At 53.1% G+C, this 18,926-nt stretch carries 23 protein-coding genes; 9 read left to right on the top strand and 14 right to left on the bottom strand.

Translation table 11 applies throughout. The features are described from left to right. Positions 1-317: 317 nt before the first annotated feature. Positions 318-1,241, bottom strand: coding sequence for a Kdo(2)-lipid IV(A) acyltransferase (locus LH22_RS14535; protein WP_038647644.1), 924 nt, complete (start codon positions 1,239-1,241; stop codon positions 318-320). 268 nt (positions 1,242-1,509) lie between these two features. Here LH22_RS14535 and LH22_RS14530 point away from each other — a divergent pair, with 268 nt between their 5' ends. Beyond that, positions 1,510-2,565, top strand: coding sequence for a rhodanese-related sulfurtransferase (locus LH22_RS14530; RefSeq protein ID WP_038647642.1), 1,056 nt, complete (start codon positions 1,510-1,512; stop codon positions 2,563-2,565). 74 nt (positions 2,566-2,639) lie between these two features. On the opposite strand, the gene LH22_RS14525 is transcribed toward LH22_RS14530, so the two are convergent. The 10 genes from LH22_RS14525 to mdtH form a co-directional block, all read right to left on the bottom strand. Then, on the bottom strand, positions 2,640-3,215 hold the full coding sequence (locus LH22_RS14525; RefSeq protein WP_038647640.1) for a YceI family protein: 576 nt from the start codon (positions 3,213-3,215) through the stop codon (positions 2,640-2,642). A 1-nt stretch (position 3,216) separates the two neighbouring features. Further along, complete coding sequence (locus LH22_RS14520; RefSeq protein WP_038647638.1) at positions 3,217-3,789, bottom strand: cytochrome b; 573 nt, start codon at positions 3,787-3,789, stop codon at positions 3,217-3,219. Between the two features lie 292 nt (positions 3,790-4,081). Further along, complete coding sequence (gene solA / locus LH22_RS14515) at positions 4,082-5,197, bottom strand: N-methyl-L-tryptophan oxidase (RefSeq protein ID WP_034820146.1); 1,116 nt, start codon at positions 5,195-5,197, stop codon at positions 4,082-4,084. Positions 5,198-5,304: 107 nt separating this feature from the next. Then, positions 5,305-5,559: a biofilm formation regulator BssS gene (bssS, locus tag LH22_RS14510; RefSeq protein WP_013508627.1), complete on the bottom strand. Its 255-nt coding sequence runs from the start codon at positions 5,557-5,559 to the stop codon at positions 5,305-5,307. Between the two features lie 288 nt (positions 5,560-5,847). After that, complete coding sequence (locus LH22_RS14505) at positions 5,848-6,117, bottom strand: hypothetical protein (RefSeq protein ID WP_038647637.1); 270 nt, start codon at positions 6,115-6,117, stop codon at positions 5,848-5,850. Positions 6,118-6,260: 143 nt separating this feature from the next. Further along, complete coding sequence (gene dinI, locus LH22_RS14500) at positions 6,261-6,506, bottom strand: DNA damage-inducible protein I (protein WP_034820137.1); 246 nt, start codon at positions 6,504-6,506, stop codon at positions 6,261-6,263. Positions 6,507-6,574: 68 nt separating this feature from the next. After that, entirely contained in the window at positions 6,575-7,621 is a 1,047-nt protein-coding gene (gene pyrC / locus LH22_RS14495) for a dihydroorotase (protein ID WP_038647634.1), read from the bottom strand. 135 nt (positions 7,622-7,756) lie between these two features. Next, complete coding sequence (locus LH22_RS14490) at positions 7,757-8,320, bottom strand: lipoprotein (RefSeq protein WP_038647632.1); 564 nt, start codon at positions 8,318-8,320, stop codon at positions 7,757-7,759. Between the two features lie 110 nt (positions 8,321-8,430). Further along, entirely contained in the window at positions 8,431-9,078 is a 648-nt protein-coding gene (gene grxB / locus LH22_RS14485; protein ID WP_038647630.1) for a glutaredoxin 2, read from the bottom strand. Positions 9,079-9,169: 91 nt separating this feature from the next. Then, complete coding sequence (mdtH, locus tag LH22_RS14480; protein WP_038647628.1) at positions 9,170-10,372, bottom strand: multidrug efflux MFS transporter MdtH; 1,203 nt, start codon at positions 10,370-10,372, stop codon at positions 9,170-9,172. A gap of 244 nt (positions 10,373-10,616) precedes the next feature. Between mdtH and rimJ the strand changes: the two genes are divergently transcribed. From rimJ to murJ, 4 genes are all read left to right on the top strand, one after another. After that, the gene (gene rimJ, locus LH22_RS14475; protein WP_038647626.1) at positions 10,617-11,210 is read left to right on the top strand and encodes a ribosomal protein S5-alanine N-acetyltransferase; all 594 of its coding nucleotides are present in this window, start codon (positions 10,617-10,619) and stop codon (positions 11,208-11,210) included. Between the two features lie 13 nt (positions 11,211-11,223). After that, positions 11,224-11,865 (top strand): DUF480 domain-containing protein, encoded by a 642-nt coding sequence (locus tag LH22_RS14470; protein WP_038647624.1) that lies wholly within the window; start codon positions 11,224-11,226, stop codon positions 11,863-11,865. Between the two features lies 1 nt (position 11,866). Next, positions 11,867-12,787 (top strand): Gfo/Idh/MocA family protein, encoded by a 921-nt coding sequence (locus LH22_RS14465; protein WP_038647622.1) that lies wholly within the window; start codon positions 11,867-11,869, stop codon positions 12,785-12,787. A gap of 121 nt (positions 12,788-12,908) precedes the next feature. After that, positions 12,909-14,447: a murein biosynthesis integral membrane protein MurJ gene (murJ, locus tag LH22_RS14460; RefSeq protein ID WP_038647620.1), complete on the top strand. Its 1,539-nt coding sequence runs from the start codon at positions 12,909-12,911 to the stop codon at positions 14,445-14,447. A gap of 31 nt (positions 14,448-14,478) precedes the next feature. Here the strand turns inward: murJ and flgN are convergent, their stop codons facing one another. The 3 genes from flgN to flgA all read right to left on the bottom strand — a co-directional run bounded on the left by flgN (position 14,479) and on the right by flgA (position 15,989). Continuing rightward, on the bottom strand, positions 14,479-14,910 hold the full coding sequence (gene flgN, locus LH22_RS14455; RefSeq protein ID WP_038647618.1) for a flagellar export chaperone FlgN: 432 nt from the start codon (positions 14,908-14,910) through the stop codon (positions 14,479-14,481). Between the two features lie 5 nt (positions 14,911-14,915). Beyond that, positions 14,916-15,224 (bottom strand): flagellar biosynthesis anti-sigma factor FlgM, encoded by a 309-nt coding sequence (gene flgM / locus LH22_RS14450; RefSeq protein WP_038647616.1) that lies wholly within the window; start codon positions 15,222-15,224, stop codon positions 14,916-14,918. A 105-nt stretch (positions 15,225-15,329) separates the two neighbouring features. After that, positions 15,330-15,989, bottom strand: a complete 660-nt coding sequence (flgA, locus tag LH22_RS14445) for a flagellar basal body P-ring formation chaperone FlgA (protein WP_038647614.1) — start codon at positions 15,987-15,989, stop codon at positions 15,330-15,332. A 153-nt stretch (positions 15,990-16,142) separates the two neighbouring features. On the opposite strand from flgA, the gene flgB reads away from it, so the two are divergent. Genes flgB through flgE form a run of 4 tightly spaced genes read left to right on the top strand, consistent with a single transcriptional unit; the run spans position 16,143 to position 18,907 of the window. After that, positions 16,143-16,556 carry a flagellar basal body rod protein FlgB gene (flgB, locus tag LH22_RS14440; RefSeq protein ID WP_038647612.1) on the top strand — a complete coding sequence of 138 codons (414 nt, stop codon included), beginning with the start codon at positions 16,143-16,145 and terminating at the stop codon, positions 16,554-16,556. Between the two features lie 2 nt (positions 16,557-16,558). After that, positions 16,559-16,963 carry a flagellar basal body rod protein FlgC gene (flgC, locus tag LH22_RS14435; protein WP_034830669.1) on the top strand — a complete coding sequence of 135 codons (405 nt, stop codon included), beginning with the start codon at positions 16,559-16,561 and terminating at the stop codon, positions 16,961-16,963. A gap of 12 nt (positions 16,964-16,975) precedes the next feature. Beyond that, the gene (gene flgD / locus LH22_RS14430) at positions 16,976-17,650 is read left to right on the top strand and encodes a flagellar hook assembly protein FlgD (protein WP_034830672.1); all 675 of its coding nucleotides are present in this window, start codon (positions 16,976-16,978) and stop codon (positions 17,648-17,650) included. 24 nt (positions 17,651-17,674) lie between these two features. Next, a complete protein-coding gene (gene flgE, locus LH22_RS14425; protein ID WP_038647610.1) occupies positions 17,675-18,907 on the top strand; it encodes a flagellar hook protein FlgE in 1,233 nt (410 codons plus the stop codon). The last annotated feature ends 19 nt before the right edge of the window (positions 18,908-18,926 follow it).

Below are 18,926 nucleotides of genomic sequence, written 5' to 3'. Positions count from 1 at the left end.
TATTAAATAGGAATAGGCCTGGAATGCGTCAAAATTAGATCCGTGACCACCTGTTTCCATGGATGAAGCTTTTTGATGCGGCTGGATGAGAATTCAAAGAGATGGGCATTTTAGTGTTTACATTTCGTTAACAAAGATTGATATTCTGCATTTCGACAGGTTATTCTGCTCCATGGATAAAGTTAAATATGGACCGAACAATGCCATCAGCCTGAATTCAGACTGGCCCGGTTTGACTAAAATTGACAGACTATCGTCGTGAAATAACGCAAATTTTCTCAGGAAAGCGTGGAGCACGGACTGTGCTCCACATCACATCAATACAGCGATGGTTGACCTTCAGGGCGGGTTTTAAAACGGCGGTGCAACCACATGTACTGCTCTGGTGCCAACAGAACGGTCTCTTCTACAACTTTATTCATCACGATAGCGGTATTGAGTTCATTCTCGAGCGAGAACTTATGGCGAATGTCAGGCATCATTTTGAGCTCATAACCGCGTCCGTTGGGCAGGCGGCGAGCGAGAAACGGGATCACGCTGGGATTGCCCAATCGAATCAACATATGCGTGCCCGTGGTGGTTGCGGCATCTTGCACGGCAAAGAAAGGGGCAAACACGCTACTGCGCGGGCCATAATCATGATCAGGCGCGTACCAGATGATGTCGTTGTTCTTCATGGCGCGAATCATGCCCTTGAGATCTTTACGATCCAGCATGCTCTTATTTGAGCGCATGCGTCCCCAGGTTTGCAGCCAGTCGATGAGCTTATTGTCATTCGGCCGGTAAACGCCAATGCCTGGATTGTGCATGCCAAACACGCGAGCACCTAGCTCCAGCGTCAGGAAATGCATGCCAATCAATAAAATGCCGCGTTTTTCCGTAAGCGCATGGCTGACATGTTCGAGCCCGGAAGTGGTCACCCATTTTTGAATACGCCAGTCAGGCCAGAACCACGCCATACCGGTTTCAATCAGCCCCATGCCAACCGATTCAAAGTTGTGCTTCACCATGGCTTCACGTTCGCTGGTAGGCATATCCGGAAAACAGAGTTCCAGGTTACGTTGCGCGACTTCCACACGACGTTTTAAGAAGCGCATGGCAATGCGGCCCAGGCCACAGCCAATCGTATGCAGCACCGGGTAAGGAAGTAACACCAGCAGATAAAGAAAAACAATACCTATCCAGGTTAGCCAGTAACGCGGGTGAAGAAGTTCACGGGAAAAATGGGGAAGTTGAGTCATGGAAATGTCAGTATCCTGCGTCTTGTGCCAGAGAGTCCGGTTTCTGTTATTTGTCGTGATTATGCCATTTTTTCGTGCTGACTGAAATCAAGCATAGCCTGCAGGCGGGTGTAAGGCAGTCAGATTGCGCATTAATCTACAACTGCGGCGGAGAATTGCGTCGGTAATCACGCCATTCAGGATTATCTGACCAGGGGCTTTGCATTGAGCGGAATTCAGGTATCATGTGCGCGCTAAATTTCTCTGATTGCTAACAGGATCGAACACCATGCCAGTGTTACATAACCTTGTTTCCAATAAAGAGCTGAAAGAACGTATGCTGGCTGAAAACGAGCCGCGTACTACAGTCTCTTTTTATAAGTACTTCCAGATTGCCGATCCGAAAGCCTTCCGTGATGCCCTCTACGTTGCGCTAACAAAGCTCAAGGTATTTGGACGCGTCTACGTGGCAAAAGAGGGGATCAACGCGCAAATCAGCGTACCTGCCAGCCAGTATGAAGCCATGAAAACCGCACTGTATGCGTTTGATCCGGCCTTAAATAACTTGCGAATGAACATTGCGCTGGACGATGATGGCAAATCCTTCTGGGTACTGCGCCTGAAAGTTCGTGAGCGCATCGTGGCCGATGGCATTGAAGATGAAAGCTTTGATGCCAGCGATGTCGGTGCCTATTTAAAAGCCGCAGACGTTAATGCGATGCTGGATGATCCCGATGCGGTGTTTGTCGACATGCGTAATCACTACGAATTCGAAGTGGGCCATTTCGATCAGGCGATGGAAGTCCCCGCCGACACTTTCCGCGATCAGCTGCCGATGGCCGTGGATATGCTGCAGGAGCATAAAGACAAAAAAATTGTCATGTACTGCACCGGCGGTATCCGCTGCGAAAAAGCCAGTGCGTGGATGAAACACAAAGGCTTCAATGATGTTTACCACATTGAAGGCGGCATCATTGAATATACCCGCCGTGCGCGTGAGCAGGGTTTACCTGTCCGTTTCAAAGGCAAAAACTTTGTGTTTGATGAACGTATGGGCGAACGTATTTCTGACGACATTCTCTCAAGTTGCCACCAGTGCGGCGTGCCGTGCGACAGTCACACTAACTGCGTTAATGACGGATGCCATCTGCTGTTCATTCAATGCCCGAGCTGTGCGGAGAAATACCACAACTGCTGCAGCCCGCTGTGCATGGAAGAGGCGACATTAACACCGGAGGAGCAGCGTTCACGCCGCGCAGGCCGTGAAAACGGCAATAAAGTGTTCAACAAGTCGCGTGGTTTACTCAATATGACGATGGCGATTCCCGCGCCAGAGAAAAAGTAAACGACATCCAGCCTGAGATCGCATGACCTCAGGCTGGTTCTGCTTACTGCCTTACTGCCTTACTGCTTACTGCCTTACTGCCGCACACCTTCTACTGAAATAATCAGCTCTGCTTTCTGCGATGCCGGTCCAAGATCTTTAGTGATATTGAACTCCTTCAACACAATTTCACCGTTAGCTTCAAAGCCGGCACGATAGCCACCCCAGGGATCTTTACCTTCGCCCAGCAGGCGTGCAGCAAGGGTGATCGGCTTTGTCACGCCATTGAGCGTCAGATCACCTGTGATCTTGTAATCGTTACCCTCTTTTTTGACTGCCGTTGAGGCGAAAGTCGCTTGCGGGAATTTGGCGGTGTTAAGGAAATCGGCACTGCGAATATGCTTGTCGCGTTCGGCATGGTTAGTGTCGAGGCTGGCGGTGTTCAGGGTGACGTTAACCTTATCGCTCGCAGGGTTGGCTTCGTCAAAGGTGAAAGTCCCGTCAAAATCCTTAAACGTGCCGTATAACCAGCTATAACCCAGGTGCTGAATACGGAACTGTACGAAGGCGTGCTGGCCTTCTTTATCAAATTTATAGTCTGCTGCGCTGGCCAGCAAACTGGTGCCTAACAGACTGGCGGCACTCAGTGTCAGTAGCGTCTTCTTTAGCATTTTACTTCTCCTTTTCAGAGGTTAACGGGATGCGGTAACCCAGCATCCTTTTCAATGTGAAGTCTCGATCAATAAAATGGTGTTTTAATGCAGCCAGCCCATGCAGGGCGGAAAACAGCACTAACCCCCAGGCCAGCCACAAATGCAGAGCGCCAGCCAAATCGGCCTGTGCACCTGCTCCACTTAACAGGGCAGGCACTTCGAACCACCCAAACACAGAGATAGCTTTGCCATCGGCGGTCGATATCAGGTAGCCACTGACCAGTAGCAGCAATAACAAGCCATACAACAGCCCGTGAGTCAGGCTGGCGGAGCGGCGAATTAAGGGGGAATAGTGTGGTAAGGGGGCGGGCGGGGGAGAGATAACACGCCAGCCAAGGCGCAGCAGTAATGTGGCAAACAGGAGGATGCCAATACCCTTGTGGATTTCCGGGGCGCTGTGATACCAGCCATCGTAATATCCCAATCCGACCATCCACAGACCCAGCGCAAACATGCCGTAAATGACCAGCGCCATTAGCCAATGCAACATAATGGTCATTAGCCCGAAATGTTGTCTGGAGTTACGCCACATAAAAGTGAATCCATATCTGGAAATAGATGGTAATAAGCATCCATATTTTGAAATATGAAAGCAATTAAGCTTACCTTTCTATAAAATTTAACAAGACATTCGGAAATTGTGCGTGTATATCGATATCTGCGTCAGAAATATTGACAATGGCTGTACGGCTGGCGGGGAAATAAAATGGAATTGAATATTGCTACACCTAATGCGGCAATCTTAACGCTAAAATGTCAGGAAAAAACTATTAATGTCAGCTTGCGTCAATAATGCTGGCGCCTGGGGCGCCAGCGAGACAACGTTAAGCAAAGCGCGAAAGTGAAAACGGCTTCAGGTCAAAGGAGAAGGGCTTATCCTGGGCAAATTCACTGGCAAGTTCACCTAAAACGCTGGCAAATTTAAATCCGTGTCCACTCAAGCCGGTAATAATTAATCGATTGGGCTCGCCTGGAAGGGTATCTATAATAAAGTCTTCGTCAGGTGTGTTGTCATAGCTGCAGGCCTCACCGTGTAAGCAAACGCCAACCCCTGGTAAGAACTGACGCAGGAAGCTGAAGGCTTCACTGCCGTCTGCAGCGATACTGCCGAAAGGTTTACGATCTTCGGGTTTCTGCATCAGCTGCCCGCCATCGTGACGCCCCACTTTTAATGCATTATTGTCGGCAGGGAAGCCATAAAAGTGACTGCCATCAGGCATCTCCACCGTGAAGCCAGGAAATTGGTTGTTCTCGCTGTATCGACCATCTGCCTGATACCAGGCGAAGACTTTACGCACCGGTTGTACCGGCAGATCTTTTACCAGTTCACTCACCCAGGTACCGGCACTGACCAACAATTTACGCGCGCGAAACACGCCGTCGCGGGTAGTGACTTGCTGCAAATCGCCATCGCGAGCGATTTCACTCACCGGGCAATTAAACAGTTGCGCACAACCCGCCTGTTCAGCCAGCTGTATCCAGCTACGAACTGCCTGCTCACATTTCAGGAAGCCGGAGTGAGGTTCGAATACCCCAATATAGCCGTCGGGCACAGAGATCTGCGGCCAGCGCTTGCGCACTTCGTCTGCCTGCAGGATTTTTACTTCCAGTTGATATGTTTTGGCGCTGTCGATGACATTTTGGATAAATGAGGAGGTGAGGGGGGCCAGATTGAGGATGCCGCTTCGATGCATGATGCGTTCACCGCTCTGACGTTCCAGCTCATCCCACAAGGTTTGTGCGCGCAGCACCAGCGGGACGTAGCGTTCACCTTCGCCATAGGCATGGCGGATCAGGCGTGTTTCACCGTGGTGTGTGCCCTGGCTGTGCGGAGGATGGGCACTATCAATCATCAATACCGATAAGCCTGCCTGGGTTGCGTAAAAACCGGCGGCGGCACCCACCGATCCACTGCCCACCACAATCAGATCATAAACCATAACCACATAACTCCTGCCAAACGACGAAATTTTTCAACAGCATATCAAAAAAATCACGCCCATGAAAAAGGCACCCTATTGGGTGCCCTTTCACGCGAAGTAAGAAATTAGTGCTTTTGATTATCGCGTAGGTATTGCTCTGTGGACTCAATCTTTGCAATGCCAGCTTCGAGTATCGAGATGAACTGTCTGGCTACATCAGTAGTCAGCCAGTAGGTGGGGCCCACGTCAGCTTCTTCTTCTTTCTGATCCTGCGATGATAGCGAGTGCAGGCGGATCATCATGGCGTCATAACTGTCTACGGTACTGATGTCCCATCCAACCAGCGGATGAGTCTGAATGACGTCTTTATTTCTGTCCATTATAACCTCCTTATTACTCGTTAAACGAAGTGCTTCTTGAGGTTCAATGCGGCTTTTCTTGCACTAGCGGAACAATTATAACATGAAACAGGCGGTACAATAGTTAAAACGTGTGGCGATTAAAAAGAGCACGATAATAAATGCGTTCAGAATGCGACTTTTGTCGAATAATAAAGTGCCCGGTGTACTGGGCATTTATTCAATAGCCTGAACAACGGCTATAGCGTAGTTATCGGCGGCGTTAAGGGAAAACTTTATGCCGCAGCGAACGGTAAAAAAGGGAAGGCTTCAGGCTTGTTCTGCCGGAGGTACCTGACCATTACGCCGCTGAATCTCTTCTGCCAGCCGAGTAAAGTGCTGTTGTAACTGTGCGTCGTGGTTCTGGTTTTGCGCTTCGAGCGACAGATTATGCACCAGCAACTGGCTGGCGCGATCGTCGAGGCAGAACGTCAAACTGGCAAAAGCATTTTCCAGCACCGTTAAACGTCGCTGCTGTTCAGCAATTAATGCCAGCAATTCACCGAAGGTCATCGCCTCTTCTGGTTTTTCAGTAGTCATGTAAAACACCTCCCGTAAGCATGACGAGGCAAGGATAGGGGATCGTTAAACATGAGTCTAGATGCAGCGACTTTATCTGGCGAGAGGGAAATTAAAACAAAAAAACCGGGTGGCGAAACCCGGCAAAAACGGCACAGTGGCAGTTAATCAGTAATAAACCAGTCGTCTGCGCTTTCCCACGTTTCTTGTAAAATATCGCTAATGCGTTCGCGTGACGCTTTACAGCCACCAAATACGCTCAATTGATTGCCGCCCGCATAACGGACTTTGACATGGTGATCGTCATCGGGGAAATCACGGGAAATACGACGGGTGAGTTCGGCACTGAGTGCATCCAGTGCACCTGCGGGAAGGGGCTGAGTTTTCGCTACGGTAATTTCAACACGCATAAAAGCCTCCGGGATAATATACTGGTTATTTGTACAGTAAAATTATCCCAAAGGCAAGCTGTGCAATATTATTCTTTAATACGCCAGTTTAGGGTTTCACCTGCGAGGAACGGCACCAGCGTGTCATCGGCCACGTTGATGGTGTCCTGCACTGTCCAGGAGTCACGGACCAGCGTCAGTGTGCCCTCATTCAGCGGCAGGCCGTAGAAGTTCGGCCCGTTTTCTGAACAGAACGCTTCGAAATGTTCCAGCGCATTCAACTCTTCGAATACCGTGGCATAGGCAGGCAGTGATGTCGGTGCGTTAAACACGCCGGCACAGCCGCAACTCGCCTCTTTCAGGTGACGCAGATGCGGTGCGGTGTCCGTACCGAGGAATACGCGACGATTGCCACTGGCCACCAGGCTGCGCAGTGCTTCCTGGTGAATGTTGCGTTTCAGAATTGGCAGGCAATAGAGATGAGGACGTACACCGCCCACCAACATGTGATTGCGGTTAAACATCAAATGCTGCGGCGTGATGGTGGCACCCAGCAGGTCGTTGCCCGCGGCCAGATATTCGGCTGCTTCTTTAGTGGTAATGTGTTCCATCACGACTTTCAGGGCAGGGAAGCGCTGACGCAGAGGTTCCAGCACGGTTTCGATAAAGCGCGCTTCACGGTCAAAAATATCGATGTGCGAATCCGTGACTTCACCGTGCACCAGCATCGGCATGCCAATCTGCTGCATACGGTCCAGCACGCTGGCGATAGAATCAATATTAGTGACGCCGTGGCTGGAGTTGGTGGTGGCATGCGCGGGATAGAGTTTCGCTGCGGTGAAGGTCCCGTTGCGGAAGCCGCGCTCAATTTCATCCGCATCTAAGGAATCAGTGAGGTAGCAGGTCATCAGTGGCGTAAAAGCGTGTTCAGCAGGCAGCGCAGCCATAATGCGCTCGCGATAGGCAATGGCGGCCTCTACGCTGGTCACCGGTGGAACCAGGTTTGGCATGACAATCGCACGACCATTGACCGCACTGGTATAAGGCAAAACGGCATTGAGCATCGCGCCATCGCGCAGATGGATATGCCAATCGTCAGGGCGGCGAATCGTGATTTGCTGGGGTTGGGCTGTCATTCAAAAAGGCTCCGGCTGAGAAAAAACGAATGGGCACGTTTAGGCCGGGGAGTAATCATAAGGGTGTGAGCAACCGTTTGCACGGGATTTTATTGCCGGAAACAAAAACCGCACCCGAAGGTGCGGTGGTTGAGCTTAATCCGTAAACGGAATCACCAATTGTCCCGGCTTCACTTCAATGCCTTTGGCAAATTTCTTCGCCAGTGCTTCACCTTTGCTACGGTCTTCGCTCAGCACATAGGCAGGCTTCTCATTGAAGTAGCGTTTGAGAGACTCATTAAGATAAGGCGTCAGTGTTTTCATGATGGACGCCATCTTTTCTGGCTGTACTTGCGCGTCGACAATTTCAATATCATGCAGATAAATCGCGCCTTCCTGTGCATTGAAAATCGGCTGCGCTTTCATCTTCAGCTGCATCTCAGCCTGCTGCGGACCAAATAGCGAGCTGACGTTGATGTTTGCTTTGCCGGACAGGGTAATCTTGCCGGGTTCTTCACGACCAATCTGACTGGTGAGATCGCTGAGCACGATGTGTGCATTGACCAGCCCGGATACGCCGACGTCTTTTTCGAAGTTATTGCGCTTCTGCAGCGCTTGATTCACTTCCTGTTCGCTGATGGTGTATTGCGTCAATTGATTGCAGCCGCTCAACAGCACGGCTAAAAACAGGGCCAATAGCCCAGACATCGCCTTTTTCATAGATCCTCATCCTGAACGATACGGCAAAACAGCCATAGCCTGCCTGAAACCGGGCCAGGTGTCACCAGGAGAGGGATGAGAAACGCCGCAGCGTTTCTCATCGGACGGAGCTATGCCGCGATGGAAGAGAGCAGGTTAATCTGGGTTTGCTTCGCCATATTGTCGCGGTAATCCGCGACGCGACTCGGCCATTCGATGCCTGCCACTAAGGTGAGCGAACGCAGGAGCGGAAACAGATTGATATCGTCTTCAGACAGTTCGCCGTTCACGGCATTGGGTTTGACAATGAGCTTATCGAGCTGACGCAGGTCATCACTGATGTTTTTTATCAGCCCGGGCGCGTGTTTACGCAGCTCCGTGAAATCTCCGACGCTGGCCTGCTTTTTCTCACGGAAATAGGTACGCGCTGCCGGCGTGGCAAATTCCGCAAACGAGGCATCAGCGATGCGCGGGATCAGTAGCTTATTGATATAGCCGTTAACGCGGCGCAGCCATTCGCTGATGGCGGGGTTGTTTTTGCCGTTAAGCAGCGGCTCGCGATCCTGTTTATCCACCAGTCGGACAATGTCCATACTTTCTGGCATCGCACTGCCATCGGCTTTTTGCAGAATGGGCGCCATCTTCTGCCCGATGAGTTTTTTGGGCATCTGCTCATCGTCATTAAGCATAACGATCAATTCAACCGGCAGGTTCTTTAAGCCAAAAATCATGCGTGCTTTCACGCAGAAAGGGCAGTGATCGTAGATGTAGAGTTTCATCCCGTTTCTCCTGTGTAAATCTAAGGGTGACAAAGGTCACCCTTTTTCCGGACGTGCGGGAAGTATGGAAGAGATCCTTCGAAGGGGCAAACTAGCTGCTGAAGATGATCGGGGCCACCGGGCGCGGCTGGAACTGCCACCACAAGGCCAGCAGGGTGATGATGCCCACGCTGCTCAGCAACATCCAGGGCAGTTCAGGCAGAGCCAATTGCTGGCCCATGTCGAACATCCACCCGCCACCGGAGTAGCCAATCAGACCGCCGATGGCCAGACCTAAACGACTGAATCCCATGTAACTGCCCCGCGCGCGTGAACTGGCCAACGATGCGCTGAGCGTCTCGCGCGCCGGTTCAGCGATGATGGAACCCATGTAGAACACGCCGATTAACAAAAACAGCGAGGGCAGAGATTGGGTCATGCCGACAGGCAGCAGGCTAAAGGTCATCAGGAATAAACCCGCCATCAGCCGGGTTTCCAGCCGGAAGCGCTTTTCGCTCCAGCGGGCCAGCGGATAGAGCAGGCTGAGCGACAACATGGCCTCGATGGCGTACATCCATTTCACGGCGGCGGGTGCGCCAGCCACCTGATTCACCATCACCGGCAACATCAACATCACTTGCACGGCCAGAATGTAGTAGCCGGTCAACGTCAGCACATAAAGGCGGAAACGTTTATCCTGCCAGACGCGCTGCATACCTTCGCGCATCGCAATGCGTTCCGTCGAGATGCGCCACGCCGGTAACCACACGGCGTTAAATATCGCCGCGGCGACAAACACCGCTGCACCTACCCAGCACACCAGACGGAAATCCCACGCCAGCAGCCAACTGCCCACCAGCGCACCCAGCACGGCGCCTGCGCTGTCCTGCATCATCAATAGCGAGAAGAAACGACCGCGCTCGCGAGCGCGTACCAGTTTCACCACCATGGCGCTGCGGGGAGGATCAAACAGGGTGCCACCGAGGCCGGATAGCAAACAGGCCAGCCATAGCATCCAGGGTTGATGCGCCAGCGCCATGCAAGCGAATCCGGCTGCGCGCATCAGCATACCCGTCACGATTAGCGGACGCGCGCCGAAACGATCGGCAATCGCGCCGCCGAAAATGCCCAGCCCCTGCTGCACAAACTGACGCAAACCCAGCGCGATACCCACCATTAACGCCGCCCAGCCCAGCTGTTCAACGAAATGGATGGAAATCAGTGGAAATACCACGAAAAAGCCTAACACCACCAACATGTTATCGACTAAGAGGAATGTTTTACCGAGGCGTCGTGCCCGCGCTACCCGAGACATGCTTAATCCTGAGCAAGAGATGAGAAAAGTGACCAGTTGGTCTATTTTCCGCCTGCACTGACGGGAAAGACAGCCTATCCAGGATGATATTTTTTCATCGAATGAGCAGAAAAATTAATCCTGATTAAGGATGAATCACGTTGCATGTTGTCGAGGGTTTTACCGTAGCGAAGGGGACGGTTATAGTGAGAAGTATCGCCTCCGGCGTACATCTTTCTTAAAGTTATGGATTTCAGGAGTCATGATGTTTGGCTATCGTTCTGCTGGACCCCGCGTGCGCCTGACTACCGATCGTTTGGTGGTCCGTTTAGTTCACGAGCGCGATGCCTGGCGATTGGCAGATTATTATGCAGAGAACCGCGTCTTCCTTAAACCCTGGGAGCCGGTGCGCGACGAAAGCCACTGCTACCCCTCAGGCTGGCAGGCACGCCTTGGACTGATCGCGGATATGCATAAACAGGGCTCAGCCTACTATTTTGTGCTGATGGACCCGGAAGAGCATGAAGTGCGGGGTGTGGCCAATTTTAGCAACGTGCTGCGCGGTTCATTTCACGCTTGTTACCTCGGTTACTCATTAGGCGAAAAGTGGCAGGGGCAAGGCATGATGTTTGAAGCGTTGCAGTCAGCGATTCGCTACATGCAGCGGCAGCAACGCATTCACCGCATCATGGCCAACTATATGCCGCACAATCAGCGCAGCGGTGATCTGCTGGCACGTCTTGGGTTCGAGAAAGAGGGGTATGCCAAAGATTATTTGCTGATCGATGGACGCTGGCAGGATCACGTGTTGACCGCGTTGACCTGGCAGGAGTGGACCCCAGATCGTCGTGGACAATAATAAGGAAATACGCATGAAAATGGCTTTATCCGCGCAGGCGCTGCGTGTGATCGGTTGCCTGCTAGAAAAGCAGGTCACCACTCCGGATCAATATCCACTTTCCCTCAATGGCGTGGTCACCGCCTGTAATCAAAAGTCCAACCGCGAACCAGTGATGAATCTGAGTGAAATGGAGGTGCAATCTCAACTTGATGAGCTGGTGAAGAAGCACCTGGTGACCTCCAACAACGGATTCGGTCAACGCGTCAGCAAGTATGAACAGCGCTTCTGTAACTCCGCATTCGGTCATTTGCAACTCAGCAGCGCGGAAGTGGCGGTACTGGCTTTACTGTTCCTGCGCGGCGCACAAACACCGGGTGAACTGCGCACCCGCAGTGGACGTTTGCATGAGTTCAGCGATATGAACGAGGTTGAGCAGACGCTAAACGGCTTAATCACCCGTGATGACGGGCCGATGGTGATACGTCTGGCACGCGAGCCGGGTAAACGCGAAAGCCGTTACATGCATCTGTTTGGCGGGGAAGTGGCTGAAGAGCCTGCCATGAGTGCAGATGAGAGGGACAGCGATGACCTGTTGAGCCGGGTTGCGCAGTTGGAACAGCAGGTGGCTCAACTGCAATCTCAACTGGAGCAACTGCTGCAGAAGGAGCAATAACATGACACTACGTATCGGCATTGTCGGATTAGGCGGCATCGCGCAGAAAGCCTGGTTGCCGGTGTTGTCTCACGCCACCGACTGGCAACTGGCGGGGGCGTTTTCGCCGAGCCAGGCAAAAGCTCAGCCCATCTGCGACAGTTATCGCGTGCCTTATTTCAATCAGCTGGACGCGCTGGCGGCCGCCAGTGATGCGGTCTTTGTGCACAGCAGTACTGCCAGCCATTTTGAAGTAGTGCAGGCGTTGCTGCTGGCGGGCAAAGATGTTTGCGTGGATAAACCATTAGCCGAAACCCTGCAGCAGGCGGAAGCGCTGGTGGCTTTAGCGGAGAAGCACAAACGCAAACTGATGGTGGCGTTTAATCGTCGCTTTGCGCCACGCTATCAACAGTTGAAAGCGGAAATGCCGCGAGCGGCTTCACTGCGTATTGAAAAGCATCGCGCGGATAGCGTGGGTCCAGGGGATTTGCGCTTTACTCTGCTGGATGACTACCTGCACGTGGTGGATACGGCGTTGTGGCTGGCAGGGGGCAAACTGACGCGTGAGCAGGGCTTTATTGAAACCAATGAGGAGGGGGCGATGCTGTACGCTGAACATCACTTCTCAGCAGGGCCGCTGCAAATCACCACCAGTATGCATCGTCGCGCCGGCACACAGCGCGAAGTGGTGAGCGCCATCTGCGACGGTGACTACATCGAAATTAATGAGATGCGTGACTGGCAGCAGGAGAACCTCGGCGGCTTACGCACCGATCCGGTAGCCTCCTGGCAAAGCCATCTTGTTCAGCGCGGTTTCAGCGGTGCGGCACAGCATTTTATCCAATGCGTACAAAATCAGACGATGCCTGAAACCAGCGGTGAACAGGCGCTGGCGGCGCAGCGTCTGGTGGAAAAACTGTGGCGCGATGCCGAACAGGAATAACCCCTTGTAACACTCAATGCTGGTCATTTCCCGCAGTGGCAGTAGACTATCGCCGGACATCAGCAGATGTCCGCGCTAATTTGCTCATTTATCCGACACTTTTCAGGATGCGCCACTCAAAATGAATTTGTTGAAATCGCTGGCTGCGGTCAGTTCGATGACCCTTTTTTCTCGCGTGCTGGGCTTTGCCCGTGATGCCATTGTGGCACGCGTGTTCGGTGCCGGTATGGCTACCGATGCCTTCTTCGTGGCCTTCAAACTGCCCAATTTGCTGCGCCGTATCTTTGCGGAAGGCGCCTTTTCGCAGGCGTTTGTGCCCATTCTTGCTGAATACAAAAGCAAGCAGGGTGAAGAGGCCACGCGCGTATTTGTCGCCTACGTTTCCGGTTTACTGACGCTGGTGCTGGCGGTGGTGACGGTGCTCGGCATGATTGCCGCGCCTTGGGTGATTATGGTCACCGCACCCGGATTTGCCGATACCGCCGATAAATTCGCACTGACCAGTTCACTGCTGCGCGTCACCTTTCCTTATATTCTGCTGATATCTCTGGCGTCGCTGGCCGGTGCGATACTCAACACCTGGAATCGCTTCTCGGTTCCGGCATTTGCGCCGACGTTATTAAACATCAGCATGATTGGCTTTACGGTATTTGCTGCCCCGCATTTCCATCCACCGGTGATGGCGCTGGCATGGGCTGTGGTCGTCGGTGGGGTGTTGCAACTGTTCTACCAGCTGCCGCACCTGAAGAAAATCGGCATGCTGGTGTTGCCGCGCCTCAACCTGCGTGACGCCGGCGTATGGCGCGTCATGCGCCAAATGGGACCGGCGATTCTTGGCGTCTCGGTGAGCCAAATTTCCTTGATCATCAACACCATTTTCGCCTCATTCCTCGTCTCGGGTTCAGTGTCGTGGATGTACTATGCCGACCGTCTGATGGAGTTCCCGTCGGGCGTATTAGGTGTAGCATTGGGCACGATTTTACTGCCATCGTTAGCGAAGAGTTTCGCCAGCGGCAATCATGATGAGTACTCGCGTCTGATGGATTGGGGCCTGCGCCTCTGCTTCCTGCTGGCCCTGCCGAGCGCCGTTGCTCTCGGGATCCTCTCTGGCCCGCTGACCGTGGCGTTGTTCCAGTACGGCAAATTTACCGCGTTCGATGCCGCCATGACGCAGCGTGCGCTGGTGGCGTATTCGGTAGGATTAATGGGGCTGATTGTGGTCAAAGTGCTGGCGCCCGGCTTCTATTCGCGTCAGGACATTAAAACCCCGGTGAAGATTGCGATTGTGACATTGATCATGACGCAGGTGATGAACCTGGCGTTTATCGGCCCGCTCAAACATGCCGGATTGTCGTTGTCGATCGGATTAGCGGCTTGTCTTAACGCCGCGCTGCTGTACTGGCAATTACGTAAACAGGATATCTTCCAGCCGCAGCCGGGTTGGTTTAGCTTCCTGGTGCGTCTGATGATTGCGGTTGTGGTCATGGCGGCAGCACTGCTGGGCATTCTGCATGTGATGCCGGCCTGGGAAGAAGGGCAGATGTGGTGGCGGTTACTGCGTCTGGCTGCAGTCTGCGCCATTGGCGGTGGGGCTTACTTTGTCATGCTGGGTCTGTTGGGCTTCCGCCCGAGAGATTTTGCCCGCCGTACGCTGGCATAAAAAAATCCCGCCTCGGCGGGATTTTTCTTTATTAACCTTTGCGGCTTAGCGTCGACTGACCTTTGCCTAACCCATCGGGACCGTAAAACGCCTGAGTCTGGTGCGGCTTGAGTATCGAGAGCGCATCATTGGTGAAGCTGATTTGATGCTGCAGCAGAATACCGTTATGAGTGTTGGTATCGCGCAAACGGCGGGTATGCTGCTGAATGCTCTGCCAGCGGCGTTCACGATCGCTGTGACCACCATAGGGCGCCTGAGTACCGAGTGACTTTTCGGTGTTTCGGCGCATTTCGTCCAGATAATTCAACGTCGTCAGCAGCGCGCTTTTATCTTCTGATATGCGCTGCAACAGGTTGCCATTTACCTGGCCGGCAGACAGTTGCTGTTGCTCTTCATCCATCACCACAGTGAGTGAAGCCAGCACGTCCTGCATTTTATCTAAGGTGGTCAGCAGATTGTCCATTGGGATTAGTTACCCTCTAAATACGCCTTGGTATCGGCGATCAGCGCGTCGGCGATCTTACCGGTATCCATTTTCAGTTCGCCATTACGAATAGCGGTTTTCAGTTGTTCAACACGTGCAGTGTTGATGTCTTTGCTGCCCGGCTGCATTAACTGCGCCTGAGCCGTGCTCAACTTCACTTCGGCACCGCTTTCGCTGGTGCTGGCGTTGGTTGAAGCAGTCACATTTTGGCGCACCTTGCCGTTGTTATCGTTGGTGTCGCGGGATTGTACAGTGCTCACCGGGCTTAAAGGCTGCGTTCTGTCGATGCTCATGGTCTTGCTCCTGTAAGGTCAGTTGAGGGTCAGTCAACTGAGTCAGCATAGGGTAATGTCTTTGTTGATATCTCTATCGGCAGAACAACAGGGTTCTTTAACGCTTTATAGCGATATCAGAATATTCCCATCCGCGTCGACGCGCCCACTGACAACCTGACCATTTCCCATGCGCACGCGCACCATTTGTGCCGCGCTGGCGTTGTTCAGCGCACGTCCTTCGCTACTGGCATTAAACCCGTTTCCGCTGGCTACCACCATCACATTTTGTCCTGCTTTAACCCGCCAGGGCTGACGCAGCATCATCGCGGTCACCGGCTGTCCAGGCGGGATATCGCGCAGCGCAATCGCATCGGCCACGCTGTTGTTATCGAACAGGGCACGCGGAGGCAGTTCATCCAGACGCCCGGTCTCGAGACGGAAATCATTCGGGTCGAGAGTGCTGCCACGTGCTACCTGACGGCTGGCAACTAAGTACTGACCGGTCACCTGTACCTGAACCTGCAGGAAACGACGATTCTGATCGCAGCTGGCGGCAATGCTGAGATTGCCCCACTGGCGACTGTTGCCCGGCAGTTGTAACGCCGGCGCCTCGCAGGTCGGCCACTGCTCTTTGGGCGTGCGCACCGCCACGGTCATCCCCGCGGCATGTTGCGGATCGCGCGCTTTAAAAAACTGCGTTAACTGTGCGGTCAGGTCCGCCGCATGGCCGGGCAGCGCGAAGGCCAACAACAACGTGGCCAGCAAAGGTAAAGAACTGCGCATAAACGCCTCCTGTCGAGAAGATGGCCTGAGTCTACTCTTCGCGCGAAAAATTCAATGTCAAAAATAGCCGTGATTTTTGCTGCTATTCAGACGATCGCCCTTGCATTTGTCCACTTAAGCTGTCAGCTCGAAATTCTCATTCGCGGAGGAAGCATGCTCGACAAACTCGATGCCGCGCTGCGATTTGGTACAGAAGCGTTAAATCTGCGTGCTCAGCGCCAGGAAATCCTGGCGTCCAATATTGCCAACGCCGATACCCCGGGCTACCAGGCGCGGGATATCGACTTTGCCAGCCAGCTGAGCAAGGTGATGGAAAACGGTCGCGCGGAGGGGAGCAGCATGGCGCTGAAAGTCACCTCTTCACGCCATATCGCCGCTGAAACCAACTCTCAGCCATCCATGGACCTGATGTACCGCATTCCCGATCAACCTGCCGCGGATGGCAACACCGTGGATATGGATCGTGAACGTACGCAGTTTGCTGATAACAGCCTGAAATACCAAGCCGATCTCACCCTCATCAGTAGCCAAATCAAAGGCATGATGAGCGTTCTGCAGGGGCAATAACCATGGCATTGCTGAATATTTTTGATATCGCCGGTTCGGCGATGACCGCGCAATCACAGCGCCTCAACGTCAGCGCCAGTAACCTGGCCAACGCCGACAGTGTCACCGGGCCGGATGGTCAGCCTTATGTGGCAAAACAGGTGATATTCCAGACCGATGCCGCCCCTGGCGCGGCGACCGGTGGCGTCAAAGTCGCGGGCGTGGTGAACGATCCTACCCCGGCCAAATTGGTGTATGACCCAGGTAATCCGATGGCGGATGAGAAGGGTTACGTCAAGATGCCAAATGTCGATGTCGTATCAGAAACCGTTAACACCATGTCAGCGTCCCGCAGCTATCAGGCCAACGTCGAAGTGTTGAACACGGTGAAATCAATGATGATGAAAACCCTGACGATGGGTCAATAACGGAGCACGAACATGAGCGTAGCAGTCGGCGTTAATGCCAATCTTGACCCAACGGTACTGAGTTCGTCCAGTTCAACAGGGACGGGAAACAGTGCTCAGGACTTGCAGAACCAATTCCTGACCATGCTGGTGACGCAGTTGCAGAACCAGGATCCCACCAACCCAATGGACAACAGCCAGCTCACTACTCAGCTGGCGCAGATTAACACCCTGAGCGGCATTGAGAAGCTGAATACCACGTTGGGTTCCATCTCTGGTCAGCTCACCACCAGCCAGTCACTGCAGAGTACGACGCTGATTGGACATGGTGTGATGATTGATGGCAGCCAGATCCTGGTGGGCAGTGGTACCACGACCCCATTCGGGGTGGAGTTGAGTACCGCCTCTACCGCCACCACCGCGACCATCAAAGATTCGAACGGCACTGTGGTTCGCACTGTCGACTTGGGCGCATTGACGTCCGGCGTTCACGCCTTCTCCTGGGACGGCAAAGACGCGAATGGCACGACAGTGGCTGATGGCAAATATTCTGTATCGATTGCCGCCAGTAATGGCAGCACACAATTGGTGGCACAACCGCTTAATTACGCTTACGTGAATGGCGTGAGTACGGTGGATAACACCTCAAAACTGGACCTCGGCACCATGGGCTCCGCCACTCTTGATGAAGTTCGTCAGATTCTCTAATTCAATTTTAGCAGGAGACACGTTATGTCTTTTTCTCAAGCTGTCAGTGGTATGAATGCGGCCTCCAGTAACCTGGACGTCATTGGTAACAACATCGCCAACTCCGCGACTGCGGGTTTCAAATCCAGCACCATTTCGTTCGCGGATATGTTTGCTGGTTCAAATATCGGTATGGGTACCAAGGTCGCTGCGGTTATTCAGAACTTCAACGACGGTACCACGACCTCAACCAGCCGTGGTCTGGACGTGGCACTGAGCGGTAACGGTTTCTTCCGTATGACCGATGCTGCGGGTAGCGTGTACTACTCTCGTAATGGTCAGTTCACGCTGGATGCCAACCGTAACCTGGTGAACACCCAGGGCATGAGCGTGACCGGCTATCCGGCAACCGGTACCCCGCCGACCATTCAGACGGGTGCAAACCCGGTGGCATTGAGCGTACCGACGACGCAGATGTCGGCGCGCGCGACCACGACCGCCGGTTTGGTGTCTAACCTGAACTCCACAGATAGCGTGCCAACAGTGGCAACCTTCAGCTCGTCAGACGTCGATAGCTACAACGCCAAAAGCACCGTCACTGTGTATGACTCACAGGGTAACGATCATGCTCTCGACCTCTATTATGTGAAAACCAGTGATAACAACTGGGCTGTACACGCGATTGATTCCACGACTGGAACGTCAGCAGGTGATTTCTCGATGACCTTTGACTCCAACGGTAAGCTGCAATCTATCACAAGCGGCGGGACAACCACCCCAGGCGCAACCACTGTTGGCTTGACTATTCAGGGATCTAATGGTGCTGCGGCTAATCAGGCCATCACGTTGAGCGTACTGGGAAGCCAGCAACAAAACACCGGCACCACGTCATTCGGAAACCCAACGCAGGATGGTTATGCGCCGGGCGACCTGACCAGCTACGCCATCAACGATGACGGCACCATTACCGGTACCTATTCGAACCAGAAAACTCAGCTGCTGGGTCAAATCGTTCTGGCCAGCTTCTCTAACCCGGAAGGCCTGAAGTCAGAAGGCGATAACGTCTGGTCTGCGACCAACTCTTCGGGTCAGGCGGCAATCGGCCTGGCTAACACCGGCACTTACGGTTCACTGACTTCAGGTGCACTGGAAGCCTCCAACGTCGATTTGAGTAAAGAGCTGGTCAACATGATCGTTGCACAACGTAACTATCAGGCCAACAGCCAGACGATTAAAACGCAGGATCAGATCCTCAACACCCTGATCAACTTACGTTAATTCGCTAACGGGATTGCAT

The sequence above is a fragment of the Pantoea rwandensis genome (assembly GCF_000759475.1).
Classification (GTDB): domain Bacteria; phylum Pseudomonadota; class Gammaproteobacteria; order Enterobacterales; family Enterobacteriaceae; genus Pantoea; species Pantoea rwandensis_B.
Note: the sequence above shows the minus strand (reverse complement) of the source record. Positions and strands in the feature narration are given on the sequence as shown.